Source organism: Citrobacter sp. Cf072, from assembly GCF_030334485.1.
Classification (GTDB): Bacteria; Pseudomonadota; Gammaproteobacteria; order Enterobacterales; family Enterobacteriaceae; genus Citrobacter; species Citrobacter freundii.
Genome location: NZ_JAOWDX010000034.1, coordinates 233,691 through 252,549 on the forward strand (window position 1 = coordinate 233,691; position 18,859 = coordinate 252,549).

Below are 18,859 nucleotides of genomic sequence, written 5' to 3' on the forward strand. Positions count from 1 at the left end.
GCAGCGCCATCCGGCAAAAATGAGATAACAAGATGAGTGAGAAAGAGACCTTCTGGCTGGGTATTGATTGTGGCGGTACGTATCTGAAAGCCGGGTTGTATGACGCCAAAGGTCATGAACATGGCATTAACCGGCAATCGTTGCAGACCGCATCGCCATTGCCCGGTTACGCCGAACGCGATATGCACCAGTTGTGGCAACAATGTGTAGCCACGATCGCCGGGCTGTTAGCGCGCACCGGCGTCTGCGGCGATCAAATCAAAGGCGTCGGTATTTCCGCTCAGGGCAAAGGCCTGTTCCTTCTCGATAAGCAGGATAAACCGCTGGGCAATGCCATCCTCTCTTCCGACCGCCGGGCGATGGACATCGTTCAGCGCTGGCAGCAGGATGGGATCCCTGAGCAGCTCTACCCGGTCACCCGCCAGACATTGTGGACCGGGCATCCGGCATCATTGCTGCGCTGGGTGAAAGAGAATCAACCTCACCGTTACGCGCAAATTGGCTGCGTCATGATGGGCCATGACTATCTGCGCTGGTGCTTAACCGGCGTCAAAGGCTGTGAAGAGAGCAATATTTCCGAGTCGAACCTCTACAACATGGCTTCGGGTCAGTACGACTCGCGCCTGACCCAGTGGCTGGGCATCAGTGAGATCGACAATGCGCTACCACCGATTGTCGGTTCAGCAGAAATATGCGGGGAAATCACCGCTCAGACAGCCGCCATAACCGGTCTGGCGGCGGGCACGCCCGTCGTCGGCGGACTGTTTGATGTGGTTTCCACCGCACTCTGCGCCGGTATCGAAGATGAATACACCCTCAACGCGGTGATGGGTACCTGGGCCGTCACCAGCGGGATCGCTCACGGTCTGCGCGACCACGAGGCCCATCCCTATGTTTATGGGCGCTATGTCAACGACGGGCAGTACATCGTTCACGAAGCTAGCCCGACCTCTTCCGGCAATCTGGAATGGTTTACCGCCCAGTGGGGCGAACTCTCTTTTGCTGAGATCAATCAGGCCGTCGCCAGCTTACCGAAAGCCGGTAGCGAGCTTTTCTTCCTGCCCTTTTTGTACGGCAGCAACGCCGGGCTGGAGATGACCAGCGGCTTTTATGGCATGCAGGCAATACACACTCGCGCCCACTTATTACAGGCCATCTACGAAGGCGTGGTTTTTAGCCACATGACCCACCTCAACCGCATGCGCGAACGTTTTACGAAGGCGCATACCCTGCGCGTCACTGGCGGTCCGGCGCACTCCGACATCTGGATGCAAATGCTGGCAGACGTCAGCGGTTTACGTATCGAATTGCCGCAGATTGAAGAGACCGGTTGCTTTGGCGCTGCGCTCGCCGCCCGCGTCGGCACCGGCGTTTATTCCAACTTCAGCGACGCCCAGCGCAGCCTACAGCACCCGGTGCGCACGCTATTGCCGGACGCCGCCGCGCAGTCGAGCTACCAGCGTAAATACCGCCAATACCTGGATTTAATTACCGCACTACAGGGCTACCACGCCCGCATTAAGGAGCACGAATGATGAGTCGACCATTACTGCAACTGGCGCTCGACCACACCAGCCTTGAAGCCGCACAACGCGACGTCGCGCTGCTACAAGAGAACGTCGATATCGTTGAAGCGGGGACGATTCTCTGCTTAACCGAAGGACTGAGCGCCGTGAAAGCACTGCGTGCCCAGTGCCCGACTAAAATCATCGTCGCCGACTGGAAAGTGGCCGATGCGGGCGAAACCCTCGCGCAGCAAGCCTTTGGAGCAGGTGCAAACTGGATGACCATTATCTGTGCTGCGCCGCTGGCGACGGTAGAGAAAGGTCATGGCATCGCGCAGTCCTGCGGCGGCGAAATTCAGATGGAGCTGTTCGGCAACTGGACGCTGGATGATGCCCGCGACTGGTATCGCGTTGGCGTTCGCCAGGCGATTTACCATCGTGGCCGCGATGCTCAGGCCAGCGGACAACTGTGGGGAGAAGCAGACCTGGCGCGTATGAAGGCGCTTTCTGATATTGGTCTGGAACTGTCGATTACCGGTGGGATCACGCCCGCCGATCTGTCGTTGTTTCGCGATATTAACGTCAAAGCTTTTATTGCCGGGCGCGCGCTGGCGGGAGCGCAAAACCCAGCGCAGGTTGCTGGCGAATTCCATGCGCAAATCGACGCCATCTGGGGAACACAGCATGCGTAATCATCCATTAGGTATCTATGAAAAAGCGCTGGCGAAAGACCTCTCCTGGCCGGAACGGCTGGTGCTGGCAAAAAGCTGCGGTTTTGATTTCGTCGAGATGTCGGTGGATGAAACCGATGAACGTCTGTCGCGTCTCGACTGGAGTCCGGCTCAGCGCGCATCGCTGGTGAGCGCGATGCTGGAAACCGGCGTGGCGATCCCATCAATGTGCTTGTCCGCCCACCGTCGTTTTCCCTTTGGCAGCCGCGATGAAGCCGTGCGTGAGCGGGCGCGAGAAATAATGAGCAAAGCCATTCGTCTGGCGCGCGATCTGGGTATCCGCACTATTCAACTGGCTGGTTACGACGTCTATTACGAAGAACATGACGCAGGAACGCAGCAGCGCTTTGCCGAAGGGCTGGCATGGGCAGTCGAGCAAGCCGCTGCCGCGCAGGTGATGCTGGCGGTAGAAATCATGGATACCGCGTTTATGAACTCGATCAGCAAGTGGAAAAAGTGGGATGAAATGCTGTCATCGCCGTGGTTCACCGTTTATCCGGACGTGGGCAACCTCAGCGCCTGGGGGAATGACGTCACTGCCGAATTGACGCTGGGCATTGACCGCATCGCTGCTATCCATCTGAAAGACACGCTGCCGGTAACCGAAACTCATCCGGGCCAGTTTCGCGATGTGCCGTTTGGCGAAGGGTGCGTGGACTTTGTTGGCATCTTCAAAACGCTGCATCAGCTGAACTATCGCGGGTCGTTTCTGATTGAAATGTGGACTGAAAAAGCGAAGGAGCCGGTACTGGAAATTATCCAGGCACGGCGCTGGATAGAAGCACGCATGCAGGAAGGAGGATTTCCATGTTAGAACAACTGAAAGCCGAGGTGCTGGCGGCAAACCTGGCGCTCCCGGCTCATGGCTTAGTCACCTTTACCTGGGGCAACGTCAGCGCAGTGGATGAAACACGTAAACTGATGGTGATTAAGCCATCCGGCGTGGAATATGAGGTGATGACCGCCGACGACATGGTGGTAGTGGATATTGCCAGCGGCAACGTAGTGGAAGGCAACAAAAAACCGTCGTCCGACACGCCAACCCATCTGGCGCTGTATCGTCGTTATCCACAGATCGGCGGGATCGTCCATACCCATTCTCGCCACGCGACGATCTGGTCGCAGGCGGGTCTGGATCTCCCTGCATGGGGCACCACGCATGCCGATTATTTCTATGGTTCTATTCCGTGTACGCGTCTAATGACCGCTGAAGAGATCAACGGCGAATATGAATATCAAACCGGAGAGGTGATCATTCAGACCTTCGAGCAGCGCGATCTCAATCCGCTGCAGGTTCCGGCGGTATTGGTGCACTCCCACGGACCGTTCGCCTGGGGTAAAGACGCCGCAGACGCGGTGCATAACGCTGTGGTGCTCGAAGAGTGCGCCTACATGGGGTTGTTCTCTCGCCAGTTAGCCCCGCAGTTGCCGGATATGCAGTCTGAGTTGCTGGATAAACATTATCTGCGCAAACACGGGGCGAATGCGTATTACGGACAATAACGGGTCAGGCGCTATTGATATGTTCTTTGCAATAGCGCCGTTTCCACGCCGCGGGCGTCAGGCTGGTGTGCTTGTGGAATATTTTGCGAAAATAACCCACATCATTAAATCCACATTTCATCGCCACCTCGGTTAGCGACAGCGAATCGCTGATTAACAGTTTTTCTGCCGCCCTTACCCGCTGACGGTGCAACGCTTCGGTTAGCGTCAGCCGGAAAGCGCCACGGAAAACGCGCCCCAGATAATCCGCATTGCAATGCAGCTCTTTCGCCAACGTTGAGGCGGAAATCGGCAGGTGGAACCGGGTGTGAATGATTTGCTGCGCTTTCCAGGCCAACGCATTCCCGGGGCTGTCGACAGGTTGCTCGCAGGCGGCTGCGGATATTTGCTGCAAAATCAGCAGCAGGATCAGTTCCAGCGCCATGCTGCGATGAATATTTTCCTGCTCGCGTAAGAACTGGCGAAACAGCGAAATAATATATTGGGGCTCGCCCACCCGGGTATGTTGAGGGATAGCAAGTAACGGTTCCGTTATTGATGCGTCGTTTTCTGCCGTCACCTCAAAATGCAGCCAGTAAAATTTCAAATCAGCCGGAAATTGCCCAACGCCAATATGCAAGCGCTGCGGCCACAGCAGCAAACTTTCTCCGGCATTCACGCAAAAAACTGTCTGGCCTTCGCGAATCGTTAATGTCCCTTTTTCAACAAAGATAATTTCCCAGGATTGCAATCGTCGCGCAGGATGACTGCCCACGCCCCGGGAAATAAATAGCCCACCATTTTGCACTTTAATCGGAAGAGACATGGATAATTCGAGCATATATATTCAAATTCCCGCTTTCTACATTATTTAAACCGATCTTTATCATTGATTATTCACGATAAACCTGCTTTCCGCCGGATCGAAATCACATTTTTATAATGAAGTCGGAATTGTCATCTTTTTATACTTTTCTCTTCCCTTGTTGACCCAAACATTTCGTGCAGAATAAATAACGTATTTTGCAAATTACAAACAAATAACCCGCAACGTAGCGGGATACTTTCTGAACATCCTCTCCGGGAGTTATTTATGACTTCGGCTCCGATTACAACATCTGATTTGGCACAGCGTGCCCAGGACGACAAATTATCCCTGCGTGAAAAAATTGGTTATGGACTAGGCGATGCTGGCGGGACAGTAATTACCTGCCTGATCATGAACTTCCTGACATTTTTCTACACCGATGTCTTCGGGTTAACGCCTGCGCTGGTCGGCACATTATTTATTGCCCTGCGTGTATTTGACGCCATTTCCGACCCCATCATGGGTGTGCTAGCCGACCGTACGCAAAGCCGCTGGGGGCGCTTTCGCCCGTGGCAACTGTGGGTTGCGATTCCGATCGGTATTATTGGCGTGCTCACTTTTACCGTCCCGGACACCAGCATGGGGGTCAAGATCGCCTGGGCATTCGGCACCTATCTCCTGCTCTCTGTCGGCTATACCGCCATCAACGTACCGTATTGTGCGCTGATCAACACCATGACGACCCGCCATAACGAGGTGATCGCCTGTCAGTCCTGGCGCTTTGTGCTGTGCGGCGTGGCGGGATTCCTGGTTTCCGTTGGTCTGCCGTGGATGGTGGATATTCTGGGTCAGGGCAATGCCGCACAGGGTTATCAGTTTGGCGTGGGCATCCTGTGTGCCATCGCGGTGGTGATGTTCCTGTGCTGTTTCTTCTGGGTTCGCGAGCGTGTACCGCTGGCGATGATGGGGAAATTTACCCTGCGTGAACACATTGGAGGGCTGCGCAAAAACGATCAGCTATTGTTGATGCTGGTAATGTCTTTCCTGCTGATCAACGTCTTTAATATTCGCGGCGGCGGGTACATGTATTTTATTACCTACGTGCTGGAAGGCAGCACCGCCTATACGTCGCTGTTTTTCACCATGGTCACTTTCGCGTCCATCATCGGTTCAGTGATTGTCAGCCCCCTGACCCGCCGCATCGATACCGTCAAACTCTATTACTACACCAATCTGGTGCTGACGGCCCTGGCGATACTGATGTGGTTCCTGCCAACCGGCCCGGCTTATCAGACGCTGTGGCTGGCAGTCATCCTCGGTAACGGCATTATTTTAGGCTTCACGCTGCCGTTGCACTTCTCACTGATGGCCTTCGCCGACGATTACGGCGAGTGGAAAACCGGCGTACGTTCCTCCGGCATGAATTTCGCCTTCAATCTGTTTTTCATCAAGCTGGCCTGGGCCTCAAGTGCGGGGATCATCAGCCTGCTGTTTATTTTTGTCGCCTATCAGCCAGGCGCTGGTAACCAAACCGCCAGCTCGCTGCAAGGAATTACCGCGATGGAGACGCTGCTTCCCGCACTGTTCCACCTGCTGTTGGCGCTGTCCATCCGCATCTGCAAACTCAATAATCCGATGATGTCGCGCATTGCCACCGATCTGCGTCAGCGTCATGTACAGCCTTAAGGAGCACGAAATGAACGTACTGGAAGTCGACCTGCATAAGCTCACCGTCAGCGATCCGTTCCTCGGACAATATCAGCAGTTGGTGCGTGACGTGGTGATCCCCTATCAATGGGATGCGCTCAATGACCGCATTGCAGAGGCGGAACCAAGTCATGCGATAGAGAATTTCCGTATCGCCGCGGGCCTGCAGGATGGCGAATTTTACGGCATGGTTTTTCAGGATAGCGACGTAGCAAAGTGGCTGGAGGCCGTTGCCTGGTCCCTGTGCCAGAAACCCGATGCGGAACTTGAAAAAACGGCCGATGAAGTCATTGAACTGGTGGCGGCCGCCCAGTGCGAAGATGGCTATCTCAATACGTACTTCACAGTGAAAGCACCGGATGAACGCTGGAGCAACCTCGCTGAGTGTCATGAGTTGTACTGTGCAGGTCATTTGATCGAAGCAGGCGTCGCGTTCTTTCAGGCGACGGGTAAACGCCGTCTGTTAGAGGTGGTGTGTCGCCTGGCAGATCACATCGACAGCGTGTTTGGACTCGGGGAGAATCAACTGCGCGGCTACCCAGGACACCCGGAGATCGAGCTGGCGTTAATGCGCTTATACGAAGTGACCCAGCAACCACGCTATATGGCGCTGGTAAATTACTTTGTGGAACAGCGCGGCGCACAGCCCCATTTCTATGACGAAGAGTACGAAAAGCGCGGCCAAACCTCTTACTGGCATACTTACGGTCCGGCATGGATGGTGAAGGATAAACCCTATAGCCAGGCTCATCAGCCCATTTCAGAACAGCAAACGGCGATCGGGCATGCGGTGCGCTTTGTCTACCTGATGACCGGCGTCGCTCATCTGGCACGCTTAAGCCAGGACGAAGGCAAGCGTCAGGATTGCCTGCGTCTGTGGAAAAACATGGCCCAGCGCCAGTTGTACATTACCGGCGGGATCGGTTCACAAAGCAGCGGCGAGGCGTTTAGCTGCGATTACGATCTGCCCAACGACTCCGTGTATGCGGAAAGCTGCGCCTCTATCGGCCTGATGATGTTCGCCCGCAGAATGCTGGAAATGGAAGCCGACAGCCAGTATGCCAACGTGATGGAGCGCGCCCTGTATAATACCGTATTGGGCGGGATGGCGCTCGATGGCAAGCACTTCTTCTATGTGAACCCGCTGGAAGTACATCCTAAATCATTAAAATTCAATCATATTTATGACCACGTGAAACCCGTTCGTCAGCGCTGGTTTGGCTGCGCCTGTTGCCCGCCGAATATCGCCCGCGTGTTAACCTCAATTGGTCACTACATCTATACACCGCGTCAGGACGCGCTGTATATCAATATGTACGTGGGCAATAGCATGGAGGTCCCTGTTGTAAACGGCTCGCTTAAACTGCGTATTAGCGGAGATTACCCATGGCATGAGCAGGTAAAAATCACCATCGAATCACCGCAGTCGGTTTATCACACCCTGGCTCTGCGCCTGCCAGACTGGTGCTCCGCGCCGCAGGTTTTGTTGAATGGTCAGTCGGTTGAGCAGGATATTCGCAAAGGCTATTTGCACATCAGTCGAACCTGGCAGGAAGGCGATACGCTCAGTTTGACCCTGCCAATGCCGGTGCGTCGGGTATACGGAAATCCATTAGTGCGTCATGTTGCCGGTAAGGTCGCCATTCAGCGTGGGCCACTGGTATATTGCCTGGAGCAGGCCGACAACGGCGAGGAATTGCATAATCTGTGGTTGCCAAAAGAGAGTGAGTTCAGAGTATTCGAAGGTAAGGGATTGTTCAGCCATAAAATGTTAATTCAGGCTGAAGGTGTGAAGCAAAGTGCAGCCGATGCAGCACAACAATCGTTGTGGCACTATGATGTTTCCCCAACTTCGCGTCAGGCGCATACATTGACGTTTATTCCGTGGTTTAGCTGGGCAAACCGTGGTGAAGGCGAAATGCGTATCTGGATAAACGAGCAGTAATAATAAGGCGGATGGCGGCGGTTAGCCCCCATCCGTCAATGTCTCATGAAAAGATTGCCCTCCTCCCTGAGGACAAACGGGTGAGAATCAGAAACGCCAGGTCAGACCGGACATAAAGGTAAAGCTGTCATCGCGATCTACCATCGGGCTATTTTTAATGTCATCCGGCAGTGCGCTATAATTGGCGCTTGCCAGCAGCGTCAGGTTAGTGGTCAATGCGTATTTAGCGGACAGGCCAACATACGGTGTCCAGCTATCGCCTGGGGAATAGCTTGATAAGCCACTACGACGGGACTCATTACCCGATATGCCGTAGTAGTATTCATTGAAGTTTTCGTCATAGTAGAGCACGCCAATCGATGGCGTCAGCGTCAGCTTGCCCATCGGCATTGGACGGAACAGTGAAACTTCCCCTACCCAGCCATTACTGTTGTCCAGCACATCCGCAGCGGCGGAGACTTTCACGCTACCCCATCTTTCATGGTGATACCACGCGGCACCCGCCATTGCAGTTGCGTCACGCTTATCCAGCTTTTTCATCGCATGATCGTCATTATCGCCGGGATCAAACTCAAGCGGCATATAAGAGGCAGTAATACTAAATTCATTACTTTCACTCTTAGACAAAATATAACCTAGCGTTGTTTGCCTAAAATAAAATGATTCACTTTCGTAACTGACCAGCGGTACTGCGTGAACATTATCATTATACCCGCGATAAGGTGATTCATTATATACAGCACCAGCGCCAATAGAAAACTCTGCGGCAGTTGCACTCGCCATAAAAGAAAAGGCGAGCAGTGCCACAATATTGTGTTTAATTAACATGCCAACATTCCATTTTAAAATAAGCTACAAAACTGGTGCATAATAATGCTTACAATTTCATCGATGCAAGGTTCATATTTATATAGTAATATATAAAAAATTATATATATTGGGCTTGGCGATGAATAAATTACAACTTAAACACCGGGAGCTGAAGATTATTTCGGTAATCGCTGCCAGTGAAAATATCAGTCATGCCGCGACTGTTCTCGGCATCGCACAGGCCAACGTCAGTAAATATCTTGCTGATTTTGAATCAAAAGTTGGATTAAAGGTGTTTGACCGCACCACCCGGCAACTGACCCTCACGCCGTTTGGTATAGCGTTACTTCCTTACATCAATGACATGTTAGACAGAAACGAGCAGTTAAATAATTTCATTGCTGATTATAAGCACGAGAAACGTGGAAAAGTAACGGTATATGCACCAACCGGAATTATCGCTTACTTATCGCAACATGTTATTGCAAAAATTATGGATATTGGCGATATCAGTCTGGTGCTAAAAACCTATAACCTGGAACGTAAAGCCTTTTATGAAGGAGTCGAATTTCCTGATGACTGTGATGTTTTAATTACTTATGCACATCCAAAAGATGAATCTTTGGTCGCCAGTTTTATTACCAAATATGTAGTTACCGCTTTCGCCAGTAATCAATATCTGGCCCAACATCCCATCAGCACTCCTGAAGAACTTGAGCATCACTCCTGTATTCTGATTGATTCCATGATGATTGATGATGCTAACATTTGGCGATTCTCTTCCCCCGGTGGTAAAGAGATGCATGATTACCGCGTAACGGGTAACTATGTTTGCGACAATACGCAATCTGCGTTGTCGTTGGCGCGAAACCATCTGGGCATTGTTTTTGCACCCAAGGCGAGCGTACAAAAAGAAAGTCAGCCTAACGGGCTGGTTCCGTGTTTCTCCGGACAGCATGAATGGTGGCTGGATCTGGTGGCGATTTTCCGCAAACGTGAATATCAGCCATGGCGGGTACAGTTTATTCTTGATGAGATGTTGGCGGAGATTCGCCGGCAGCTTGCTCAGTCGCTGGATCAGCAGACTGAGCAAGCAAAATAGCCTGAGTTTAATGATCGAGATACAGGTAATGCACCCAACTGGTCATGCGCAACAAGACTTTGCGCATGACGGACACATGTTCGAAGTGGTCAGAATAAACCGCGACCTGCGCGTAGATCCCATCAGGTAACGCGCTAACCTCCGCATTATCATTCAGCTCAATCGTGGCGATCACCCCTTCCGAACCGGGCGTAGAATTTAAGGATTGCAGCGCCCCATTCGACTGGTATGTCCCGCCCGGCACTGCCGGACTAATTGCAGCCAGTTTACCGCTGAATACCTTACCCGGCAGCGCGTTAAATACCACTTCCGCTTCATCGCCAGGTTCCAGACGCAGCAGCGAGTTCTGACGGAACTGGGCGATAATTTGCCTTTTTTGATCCGGGATGAATACCATCACCGGACGCATCGGCAGCGCGGCGGCATAGGTTCCCGGGCGCATCAGCACCTGCGTAACATAGCCATCGCTGGGCGCGCGAACCACCGTCTGGTCCAGGTTGAACTCCGCTTCGGCTAACTGCGCTTTCAGGCTGGCAATTTGCGAATTCTCGCCCAGTATCAGGCTGTCTAACTGACTCTGGATTTGTTGCTGCTCCGCGACGGAAGATTTCACCGACGCTTCCTGCGCCAGATAGTTTTGCCGCGCCGCATCAATATCGCGTTCAGAAAAAGGATTCACCTTCGCCTGACTACCCTGCGCATAGCGCTGGTAATCTTTTGCCAGTTTGTCACGCGTGGCCTTTGCCCGCTGCGTGTTGGCTTTCATTTCGTCTAACTGCGCAACCAGAGCCTGCTCTTTATGCTGTGCGGTGACAATATCAGCTTTCAGGCGATCGACCCGTGCCTGATAACGCCCTGGATTAAGCTTAAACAGAACCTCGCCTTTTTTGATTAGCGTATTCTTCTTATCCGTCACTTCTGTCACTACACCCGTTACCTGCGGCACCACGGGAATAGAAATTACCGCCTTTTGTGCTTTAAAGGTATACGGATGGTTATAATTCATCAGTAATATAAGCCCGCAAACAATGAATATACCGCCTAATGCTGCGGTAGGAACTGTCCATTTATTTACAGGAATTTTAAAAACTTTAAATATTGACCATGCACACGCCACATAGGTCAGAACAATTAGTAAATCCATCGATATTACTCCGCCGGAGAGGTCTTGGCCTCACCCAGTTTCTTTTCCAGATCCGCAACCCTTGCCTGAAGCTGGATCAGGGAAGAATCCGCGCTCTGCATACCCCATCCGCGCTCCGGACGATAAAGCGTTGCCCAGATCCATAAAAAGGGCCAAATAACATGTAAGGTAAACAAACTAACCCAACCCGCAACATGTATTGCGTCGGCATGGGGGTGGTTACGTTTCTTTGCAATTAGATAGGGAATATCATGCAGAATAATAATCCCGTAAAAAATGACCAGGAATACAAAAATAAGCACTCCTAATGCAAAATAATTAAGGAACATATTTGCCTCAGGGATTTAAATTAAGGAATTCAGATGCAATTTGATTTAAACAATAGAGTTGATAATAGTATTGGAATGACCAGACTGGATGCAATTTTCTTATTTATATAACGATATATGGGTTTCTATATATACACGTCGTCTTTCGAGCTGCAGGACATAACTTGATGCCCGGTACGCTAAACGCGACCGGGCAGTAAGAGACGTGAAATTAAAACAGCCCCAGTGGTTTATCAGAGTAGCTCACCAACAGGCACTTGGTTTGCTGATAATGTTCAAGCATCATCTTATGCGTCTCGCGCCCGATGCCCGACTGCTTATAGCCACCAAACGCCGCATGTGCCGGATACGCATGGTAACAGTTGGTCCAAACTCGCCCCGCCTGAATCCCACGTCCCATTTTGTACGCCAGATTTCCATTACGACTCCAGACACCAGCGCCAAGCCCATATTGGGTGTCATTAGCGATTTCCAGCGCCTCTTCCATGGTTTTAAACGTTGTGACAGCCAGCACCGGCCCGAAGATCTCCTCCTGGAAAACCCGCATGTTGTTCTTACCAAACAGAATGGTTGGTTCGAGGTAGTACCCCTCTTTTAACTCGCCATCCAGCTGCTTGCGCCGCCCGCCGGTGAGAACATCTGCTCCTTCTTTCTTACCAATGTCGATGTAATTCAGAATAGTTTCCAGTTGACCATGCGACACCTGCGCGCCCATTTGCGTCACGCTGTCTAACGGGTTGCCGCTACGGATACTTTCCACCCGACGAATGGCTCTTTCCATAAAACGTTCATAAATGGATTCCTGAACCAGCGCACGACTCGGACAGGTACACACTTCGCCCTGGTTGAAGGCAAACAATGCAAAACCTTCCAGCGCTTTGTCAAAGAACGCATCTTCTTCATCCATCACGTCCGCGAAGAAGATATTGGGTGATTTCCCGCCCAGTTCCAGCGTGACAGGAATAATGTTCTGCGTGGCGTACTGCATGATCTGCTGCCCAACTTCCGTTGAGCCGGTAAACGCCACTTTCGCAATACGTTTTGACGTCGCCAGATACTCACCGATCTCCCCACCCGCGCCGTTTACCACGTTCACCACGCCAGGCGGGAGCAGATCGCCGATGACTTCCATCAGCAACAGTACGGACAGCGGCGTCAGGCGCGCGGGTTTCAGCACCACGCAGTTACCCGCCGCCAGCGCGGGTGCCATCTTCCAGCTGGCCATCAGCAGCGGGAAGTTCCACGGGATAATTTGCCCTACCACGCCAAGAGGTTCATGGAAGTGATAAGCCACGGTTTCGCTATCAACCTCGCTGATTCCCCCTTCCTGCGCACGAATACAGGAGGCAAAATAGCGGAAATGGTCAATTGCCAGCGGCACATCGGCCGCGCTGGTTTCGCGGATGGGTTTACCGTTATCCCAGGTTTCAGCCGTTGCCAGCAGCTCCAGATTTTGCTCCATACGATCGGCAATTTTGAACAAAATCGCCGCCCTGTCCTGCACGGAAGTCTGCGCCCATTTATCTTTTACTTTATGCGCGGCATCCAGTGCCAAATCGATGTCCTTTTTGCCGGAAGAGGCCACTTCGCACAGTAATTGCCCGGTTACCGGCGTCAGGTTTTGGTAATACTCGCCGTCCACCGGGGCGACCCAGTCACCACCGATAAAGTTATCGTATCGGGCTTTTAACTTCAGGGGGTAACCATACTCGCCGGGGTAAATACGCGTTGAAGGGGGGTTATTGGTCATGACCGTCTCCTTGCTGTAGGGGTACTACAAGGGTAGACGGGACTGGCGAATTATTCGCCAGCCTTTTACTGCTTTACGACAGGTATCACGAATTACATGGCAGCACGATAAATCGCCATGATTTCTTCATGTGTCGCCTGAATCGGGTTAGTGAAACCACAGGCATCTTTCAGGGCATTAGTCGCCAGAACGGCAAAATCTTCTTCCTTCACGTTCAGCTCACGCAGACCGGCCGGAATATTCACTTTCTGCGCCAGTTCGCGGATCGCCGCGATGCAGGCTTCTGCCCCTTGCTCTTCGCTCAGACCAGCAACGTTCACACCCATTGCCGAGGCGCAATCGCGCAGGCGGGCGGCAGCAACTTTACTATTAAATACCTGTACATGCGGCAGCAGTACGGCATTACATACTCCGTGTGGCAGATCGTAGAAGCCACCCAGCTGGTGCGCCATTGCATGCACGTAGCCAAGAGAGGCATTGTTAAAGGCCATACCTGCGAGGAACTGCGCATAGGCCATGGCTTCGCGCGCCTGAGCATTACTGCCCTCTTCAACGGCGACCGGCAGGTTTTGCGCAATCATGGTGACCGCTTTCAGCGCACATGCATCGGTAATCGGCGTGGCAGCAATCGACACGTAAGCTTCGATAGCGTGGGTTAACGCATCCATACCGGTAGCCGCCGTCAGAGACTTCGGCATGCCGACCATCAGCGAGGAGTCGTTAACCGACAGCAGCGGCGTAACGTGCTTATCCACAATCGCCATTTTAATGTGGCGTACTTCATCGGTGATGATGCAGAAGCGGGTCATTTCAGATGCCGTACCCGCCGTGGTGTTGATGGCGATCATCGGCAACTGCGGTTTTGCAGAACGGTCTACACCTTCGTAATCGCGAATATCGCCACCGTTAGCCGCCACCAGCGCAATACCTTTTGCACAATCGTGTGGAGAACCGCCACCGAGAGAAATAACGCTATCACAGTCGTTTTCAGTCAACATTTGCAGGCCAGCGGCAACGTTGCTGGTCGTGGGATTAGGATGCGTACCGTCGTAAATTACGCTGAAAATATCACGTTCCTGTAATGCTTTTTGAATCTCGCCAGCCATACCTAATTTCGTTAGCATGGCATCCGTGACAATCAGCGTACGGCGAAAACCATATTCCGCCATTGTATTCATTGCGTCTTTTAATGAATCAGCGCCGATTACATTCACGGAAGGAATAAAAAATGTTGAAGCAGCCATTGTACGATCCTTAATTATTCTAAAAGAGTCAGGAAGCATACGAGTGAAATATCCAACAGAATATGATCATGGTTGTTATTTTAATAACAACCAAAATTAAAAAGCACATTAGGTTCATAATCTAATGTGCTTATTTCAATCAATATCTATTTTGTATTAATTCATTTAATTCCTGAATTAATTGTTTCATTACTTTTCGGGGAACAGCAATGCATCGCGCAATAAATGATCATTTCCCCGACGGCGAGTAAAACCAATGCGGTCAAAATATTCCAGAATCTGAATAGCCAATTTGCGCCCGATGTTAAGTCTGTCGCGAAAATCAGCGGCACATGTCGATCCCCTTTCCTGATCCAGTTCGCGGATCATATTGGCAAAGGCCACTATCCGATCGTTACGGTAATAACGATCTTTCACGATCGCGGTGATGATGCCTTGCTGCGCCGCTTGTCGTAACACCACACGCATCATTTGCTCATCCGTGCCCGTCTGTTTTGCCAGGTCGCGCACCCACCACGGCTCATCGCCAAAAAGCGGTTCTGCTTTTTGCCAGATAGCCTGCTGCTCATCGCTGAAACCGGCCTTGTGATCGGGCAAATGCAGCCAGCCATGATGACTATGGATGACGCCGCTCTCGCGCATCTTTTCAATCAGCAGCAGGACCAGCGCTTCATCTTCCATCGGCAAAGCCATCCGGCGCAGGCGTTCGCGCCCAGGTCCAGGCTCATCGCGGTGCTGGGCGTGGTAAGTCGCCAGCGTATCGAGGATTTTGCGCTGCCAGCGCGCTGCAACAGTGGCATCCAACAGACTGTATCCTGCCTGAATAAAACCATGCTGCTCGATCAACGGACGCATGCCGTTACCGTTGAGCTGACGCGCCCAGGCGAAGTCGGGAATATTTACCGCTCCACGCGTCAGATGCAACGCCAGAGCGTCACCATCACTCTGTGCGTTTTCCAACGCCGACAGCCACTGCAAATATTCCGGCTTACGCTTCCCGCGACGCGGCGGATTGAGCGTGACCACGCGCGCACCGGCCAGCGTCGTGCGAGCCGAAATATCGCGCAGCACCAGACGATCGTTATCGGCGAGCCAGAGTGGTGTATCAAACACCAGCTCCGCCAGCGTCCCTTCAAGCAGCGAGATTCTCCCGGTGACGTGGCTAGCCGCGTGGTGAATATGCAACGGTTGCCACTGCATCAGCGGCGCGGCATGTTCTAAAGAGACAATCACGCGGGTAAACGCCTCTGGCGGCGCATCAGCAAGCAGCCAGTCGCCGCGGTTAAGTTCTTCTTTTTGCGCATCACCGGCAATATTTAGCGCAATACGTTGTCCCGCCTGCGCGCGATCGGTGGCCTGATTTTGTGCATGCAGGCTACGTACGCGCATCGGTTTGTTGACGCCCGTGAGCCACAGTGTGTCACCGACATTCACTTCACCGCTGAGCGCCGTCCCGGTCACCACCAGTCCCGCGCCTTTGACCGTAAAGGCACGGTCAATCGCCAGGCGGAAGCTGTGATCGCGGGCATGCTCACGCGACGTTAATTGCAGCAAATGTTCGCGCAGTTCCTCGATGCCACGGCCTTCACTGGCGGCAGTGACGAAAAGCACCGACTCCGCGAAACCATAATTCCCCAGCGCGGCCTGAATCTCCGCACGCACCTCTTCAATTCTTGCTTCGTCCACGCGGTCGGCTTTCGTAAGTGCCACGGTGATCTGCGGATTACCCGTCAGTTGCAGAATTTGCAAATGCTCACGCGTTTGCGCCATCACGCCGTCATCACACGCCACCACCAGCAGCGCGTGATCAATCCCGCCAACACCCGCCAGCATGTTAGACAGAAACTTTTCGTGTCCGGGTACATCGATAAATCCCAGTATCCGCCCGTCCGGCTGCGGCCAGTAGGCATAGCCGAGATCGATGGTCATGCCGCGCTTTTTTTCTTCCGGCAGACGGTCGGCATTCACGCCGGTAATCGCCTGTAATAACGTTGTTTTTCCGTGGTCAACGTGTCCGGCGGTTGCAATAATCATTTCAGCATCATCTCCATAAACCGGGTCTCGTCTTCAAGGCAGCGCAGATCCAGCCACATGCGGCCATCATAAATCCGGCCAATGATCGGCACGGGCAGTGCACGCCAACGGGCGGCCAGTGCCTCGAGGCGGCTACCGCGCCCGTCATGGGGGGTAAAGGTTAATGCCGCGCTGGGCAGCCTATCAACCGGCAGCGAGCCGCTGCCAATTTGCGACAGGCAAGGCATGACGTTCAGGGCGAATTCGTCACCGTAATGCTCGGCAAGCCGTGCCTGTAAGTGTTGGGCCTGCGCGTGGACAGCCTCCTGCGAGCGAGTGAGCTGGCGTAACGTCGGCAACTTCTGCGCCAGCGCTTCCGGGTGCAGGTAGAGCCGCAGCGTCGCTTCCAGCGCAGCCAGTGTCATTTTATCAGCCCGTAATGCGCGTTTCAGCGGATGGCTCTGTAAGCGAGCGATCATCTCTTTTTTACCGACGATAATCCCGGCCTGCGGCCCACCCAGTAATTTATCGCCAGAGAAGCTCACCAGACTGACGCCAGCGGCAATCAGCTGTTGCGGCATCGGCTCCTGCGGTAATCCATACTGGCTGAGATCGACCAGTGAGCCGCTGCCGAGATCCGCCACCACCGGCACATCCACTTCCTTGCCAATAGCGGCCAGCTCAGCCTCATCCACCGACTTCGTAAAGCCTTCAATACTGTAATTACTGGTATGGACTTTCATCAGCAGAGCGGTATTTTCATTCACCGCCTGACGGTAATCTTTCGCATGGGTCCGGTTGGTGGTACCGACTTCGCGCAGAACACATCCGGCCTGGCACATCACGTCCGGAATACGAAACGCGCCGCCAATTTCCACCAGCTCACCGCGCGAAACGACCACCTCTTTGCCGTTGGCCGTGGCGGCCAGCATCAGTAAAACCGCTGCCGCATTGTTATTGACGATACAGGCGTCCTCCGCTCCCGTCAGACGGCAGAGTAAATCCGCCAGCGCCCGATCCCGATGTCCACGTCCGGCATCATCCAGGCTATATTCCAGCGTCACTGGCGTGCGCATTGCTTGCACCACCGCCTCGATCGCTTCTTCGGCCTGCGACGCTCGCCCAAGGTTGGTATGCAGCACCGTTCCGGTCAGGTTAATCACCGGACGCAGCGCGCTTTGCGATTCTCGTTCCAGCCGGGCGCTGGCTTCTTGCGCCCAGTCCTCACACCATGCCGGGAGCGCGTGCGTGTCGCGAATCGCATCTCTGGCTTCGTCAAGCATATGACGCAGCAGGTCAACCACCCGGGTATGACCGTGAGATTCACGTAAGGCTGGGAAGGCGCTATCGCGCAATAAACGATCGATAGCGGGAAGCTGGCTGTAGAGTGAACGCATGTCGGTTGTCATGAAAGGGCCTGGCTGTTGGTGGCCCTCTCCACCGCGGAGAGGGCTATCGATATAGGAAGGATTGTACCGTGACTTTGCTCAGGCAGGTATTATCTGCATCAAGCCTTTGGCGGTTCTGTGCGGGCAAAACTTTCGCGTTGAAAAAGCGTTTCCACCAGTTTGACCAGACGTGGGCGGTCCACACACCAGCCGGGCGCGACCCGACGGAAATTGAGATAACCGACGGCACAGGCAATCGCGATGGTAGCCAGGTTAACCGTATCAGTTTTCAGCGTACCGTCCGCCAGATAGCCTTCCAGCATATCCAGACTGCGGGTGATCTTCTCCCGCTGGCGTAACAGTTCAGTTTCTGACTGCTGCGCGGCGGGGCGAGCCTGCTCGCGCACCGAGACTAATCCCGCATCCATAATACCGTCGGCCAACGCTTCCAGTTGACGAACTTTGAGTGCCGCTAACGGTTCACCCGGTAGCATGGCTGGCGCAATATCCAGCAGCTCGATGTATTCTGCGATGATCGGAGAGTCAAACCAGTACTCACCCTCATCGGTGACCAACGCGGGTACTTTTCCTAGCGGGTTATAACGCGCCACGCCGCTATCCGCGCTATAGGGAAGTTCATTCACAAATTCGAAGGTGATGCCCTTTTCCAGTAACAGAATAGAAATTTTACGCACAAAAGGGCTGGTATAGCTGCCAATGAGTTTCATGCCGGGTCCTTTTTGCCAACAAAAATATCAGTATGGCTCAGGTCGCCGTAAATGGCAGGTGATGACTTCCATTCTTACTGTTTTACTTATGACCTAAACGTTTTCTGAATTTAAGCTGCTTTTTATACAACGTACTTTTCCCTGCATTGTTCGGGACGTATGGTTCTCTGCAA

Annotated in this window: 16 protein-coding genes; 7 read left to right on the forward strand and 9 right to left on the reverse strand. The window is 53.0% G+C overall.

The genetic code is table 11. The features are described 5' to 3' along the window. Positions 1-32: 32 nt before the first annotated feature. The 4 genes from OGX66_RS03945 to araD are packed head-to-tail and all read left to right on the forward strand — an operon-like array spanning position 33 to position 3,739. Complete coding sequence (locus OGX66_RS03945) at positions 33-1,535, forward strand: FGGY-family carbohydrate kinase (protein ID WP_049001510.1); 1,503 nt, start codon at positions 33-35, stop codon at positions 1,533-1,535. Beyond that, on the forward strand, positions 1,535-2,197 hold the full coding sequence (gene ulaD / locus OGX66_RS03950) for a 3-keto-L-gulonate-6-phosphate decarboxylase UlaD (protein ID WP_270932825.1): 663 nt from the start codon (positions 1,535-1,537) through the stop codon (positions 2,195-2,197). Before OGX66_RS03945 ends, ulaD begins: the two co-directional genes overlap by 1 nt. Beyond that, the gene (locus tag OGX66_RS03955; protein ID WP_003024218.1) at positions 2,190-3,050 is read left to right on the forward strand and encodes an L-ribulose-5-phosphate 3-epimerase; all 861 of its coding nucleotides are present in this window, start codon (positions 2,190-2,192) and stop codon (positions 3,048-3,050) included. The genes ulaD and OGX66_RS03955 overlap by 8 nt, the downstream gene beginning before the upstream one ends. After that, positions 3,044-3,739, forward strand: coding sequence for an L-ribulose-5-phosphate 4-epimerase (gene araD, locus OGX66_RS03960; RefSeq protein WP_003024215.1), 696 nt, complete (start codon positions 3,044-3,046; stop codon positions 3,737-3,739). Before OGX66_RS03955 ends, araD begins: the two co-directional genes overlap by 7 nt. 4 nt (positions 3,740-3,743) lie before the next feature. Here the strand turns inward: araD and OGX66_RS03965 are convergent, their stop codons facing one another. Beyond that, on the reverse strand, positions 3,744-4,559 hold the full coding sequence (locus tag OGX66_RS03965; protein ID WP_136345988.1) for a helix-turn-helix domain-containing protein: 816 nt from the start codon (positions 4,557-4,559) through the stop codon (positions 3,744-3,746). Between the two features lie 252 nt (positions 4,560-4,811). Here OGX66_RS03965 and OGX66_RS03970 point away from each other — a divergent pair, with 252 nt between their 5' ends. Both OGX66_RS03970 and OGX66_RS03975 read left to right on the forward strand, forming a co-directional pair. Continuing rightward, positions 4,812-6,212: an MFS transporter gene (locus OGX66_RS03970; protein WP_102191052.1), complete on the forward strand. Its 1,401-nt coding sequence runs from the start codon at positions 4,812-4,814 to the stop codon at positions 6,210-6,212. Between the two features lie 10 nt (positions 6,213-6,222). Beyond that, positions 6,223-8,178 (forward strand): glycoside hydrolase family 127 protein, encoded by a 1,956-nt coding sequence (locus tag OGX66_RS03975; protein ID WP_202580931.1) that lies wholly within the window; start codon positions 6,223-6,225, stop codon positions 8,176-8,178. Between the two features lie 87 nt (positions 8,179-8,265). Here the strand turns inward: OGX66_RS03975 and OGX66_RS03980 are convergent, their stop codons facing one another. After that, positions 8,266-9,006, reverse strand: a complete 741-nt coding sequence (locus OGX66_RS03980) for a MipA/OmpV family protein (protein WP_003024206.1) — start codon at positions 9,004-9,006, stop codon at positions 8,266-8,268. A gap of 121 nt (positions 9,007-9,127) precedes the next feature. On the opposite strand from OGX66_RS03980, the gene OGX66_RS03985 reads away from it, so the two are divergent. Beyond that, positions 9,128-10,090, forward strand: coding sequence for a LysR family transcriptional regulator (locus OGX66_RS03985; protein WP_003844559.1), 963 nt, complete (start codon positions 9,128-9,130; stop codon positions 10,088-10,090). A gap of 7 nt (positions 10,091-10,097) precedes the next feature. Here the strand turns inward: OGX66_RS03985 and OGX66_RS03990 are convergent, their stop codons facing one another. The 7 genes from OGX66_RS03990 to OGX66_RS04020 form a co-directional block, all read right to left on the reverse strand. Next, positions 10,098-11,234, reverse strand: coding sequence for an HlyD family secretion protein (locus OGX66_RS03990; protein ID WP_061549525.1), 1,137 nt, complete (start codon positions 11,232-11,234; stop codon positions 10,098-10,100). Between the two features lie 5 nt (positions 11,235-11,239). Continuing rightward, positions 11,240-11,563 carry a DUF3302 domain-containing protein gene (locus OGX66_RS03995; protein ID WP_003024200.1) on the reverse strand — a complete coding sequence of 108 codons (324 nt, stop codon included), beginning with the start codon at positions 11,561-11,563 and terminating at the stop codon, positions 11,240-11,242. Between the two features lie 211 nt (positions 11,564-11,774). Continuing rightward, positions 11,775-13,313 carry an aldehyde dehydrogenase AldB gene (gene aldB, locus OGX66_RS04000; protein WP_003837670.1) on the reverse strand — a complete coding sequence of 513 codons (1,539 nt, stop codon included), beginning with the start codon at positions 13,311-13,313 and terminating at the stop codon, positions 11,775-11,777. A 92-nt stretch (positions 13,314-13,405) separates the two neighbouring features. Next, positions 13,406-14,557: an L-threonine dehydrogenase gene (gene yiaY / locus OGX66_RS04005; RefSeq protein ID WP_003844555.1), complete on the reverse strand. Its 1,152-nt coding sequence runs from the start codon at positions 14,555-14,557 to the stop codon at positions 13,406-13,408. 189 nt (positions 14,558-14,746) lie between these two features. Beyond that, positions 14,747-16,591 carry a selenocysteine-specific translation elongation factor gene (gene selB / locus OGX66_RS04010; protein WP_088902963.1) on the reverse strand — a complete coding sequence of 615 codons (1,845 nt, stop codon included), beginning with the start codon at positions 16,589-16,591 and terminating at the stop codon, positions 14,747-14,749. Then, positions 16,588-17,979, reverse strand: a complete 1,392-nt coding sequence (selA, locus tag OGX66_RS04015; RefSeq protein ID WP_003837664.1) for an L-seryl-tRNA(Sec) selenium transferase — start codon at positions 17,977-17,979, stop codon at positions 16,588-16,590. The genes selB and selA overlap by 4 nt, the downstream gene beginning before the upstream one ends. Before the next feature lie 98 nt (positions 17,980-18,077). Then, positions 18,078-18,686, reverse strand: coding sequence for a glutathione S-transferase (locus tag OGX66_RS04020; protein ID WP_003024191.1), 609 nt, complete (start codon positions 18,684-18,686; stop codon positions 18,078-18,080). Positions 18,687-18,859 lie beyond the last annotated feature (173 nt).

Coding starts and splice junctions, on each gene's coding strand:
- OGX66_RS03945 (WP_049001510.1), top strand. CDS start 33: ATGAGTGAGAAAGAGACCTTCTGGCTGGGTATTGATTGTGGCGGTACG.
- ulaD (WP_270932825.1), top strand. CDS start 1,535: ATGAGTCGACCATTACTGCAACTGGCGCTCGACCACACCAGCCTTGAA.
- OGX66_RS03955 (WP_003024218.1), top strand. CDS start 2,190: ATGCGTAATCATCCATTAGGTATCTATGAAAAAGCGCTGGCGAAAGAC.
- araD (WP_003024215.1), top strand. CDS start 3,044: ATGTTAGAACAACTGAAAGCCGAGGTGCTGGCGGCAAACCTGGCGCTC.
- OGX66_RS03965 (WP_136345988.1), bottom strand. CDS start 4,559: ATGCTCGAATTATCCATGTCTCTTCCGATTAAAGTGCAAAATGGTGGG.
- OGX66_RS03970 (WP_102191052.1), top strand. CDS start 4,812: ATGACTTCGGCTCCGATTACAACATCTGATTTGGCACAGCGTGCCCAG.
- OGX66_RS03975 (WP_202580931.1), top strand. CDS start 6,223: ATGAACGTACTGGAAGTCGACCTGCATAAGCTCACCGTCAGCGATCCG.
- OGX66_RS03980 (WP_003024206.1), bottom strand. CDS start 9,006: ATGTTAATTAAACACAATATTGTGGCACTGCTCGCCTTTTCTTTTATG.
- OGX66_RS03985 (WP_003844559.1), top strand. CDS start 9,128: ATGAATAAATTACAACTTAAACACCGGGAGCTGAAGATTATTTCGGTA.
- OGX66_RS03990 (WP_061549525.1), bottom strand. CDS start 11,234: ATGGATTTACTAATTGTTCTGACCTATGTGGCGTGTGCATGGTCAATA.
- OGX66_RS03995 (WP_003024200.1), bottom strand. CDS start 11,563: ATGTTCCTTAATTATTTTGCATTAGGAGTGCTTATTTTTGTATTCCTG.
- aldB (WP_003837670.1), bottom strand. CDS start 13,313: ATGACCAATAACCCCCCTTCAACGCGTATTTACCCCGGCGAGTATGGT.
- yiaY (WP_003844555.1), bottom strand. CDS start 14,557: ATGGCTGCTTCAACATTTTTTATTCCTTCCGTGAATGTAATCGGCGCT.
- selB (WP_088902963.1), bottom strand. CDS start 16,591: ATGATTATTGCAACCGCCGGACACGTTGACCACGGAAAAACAACGTTA.
- selA (WP_003837664.1), bottom strand. CDS start 17,979: ATGACAACCGACATGCGTTCACTCTACAGCCAGCTTCCCGCTATCGAT.
- OGX66_RS04020 (WP_003024191.1), bottom strand. CDS start 18,686: ATGAAACTCATTGGCAGCTATACCAGCCCTTTTGTGCGTAAAATTTCT.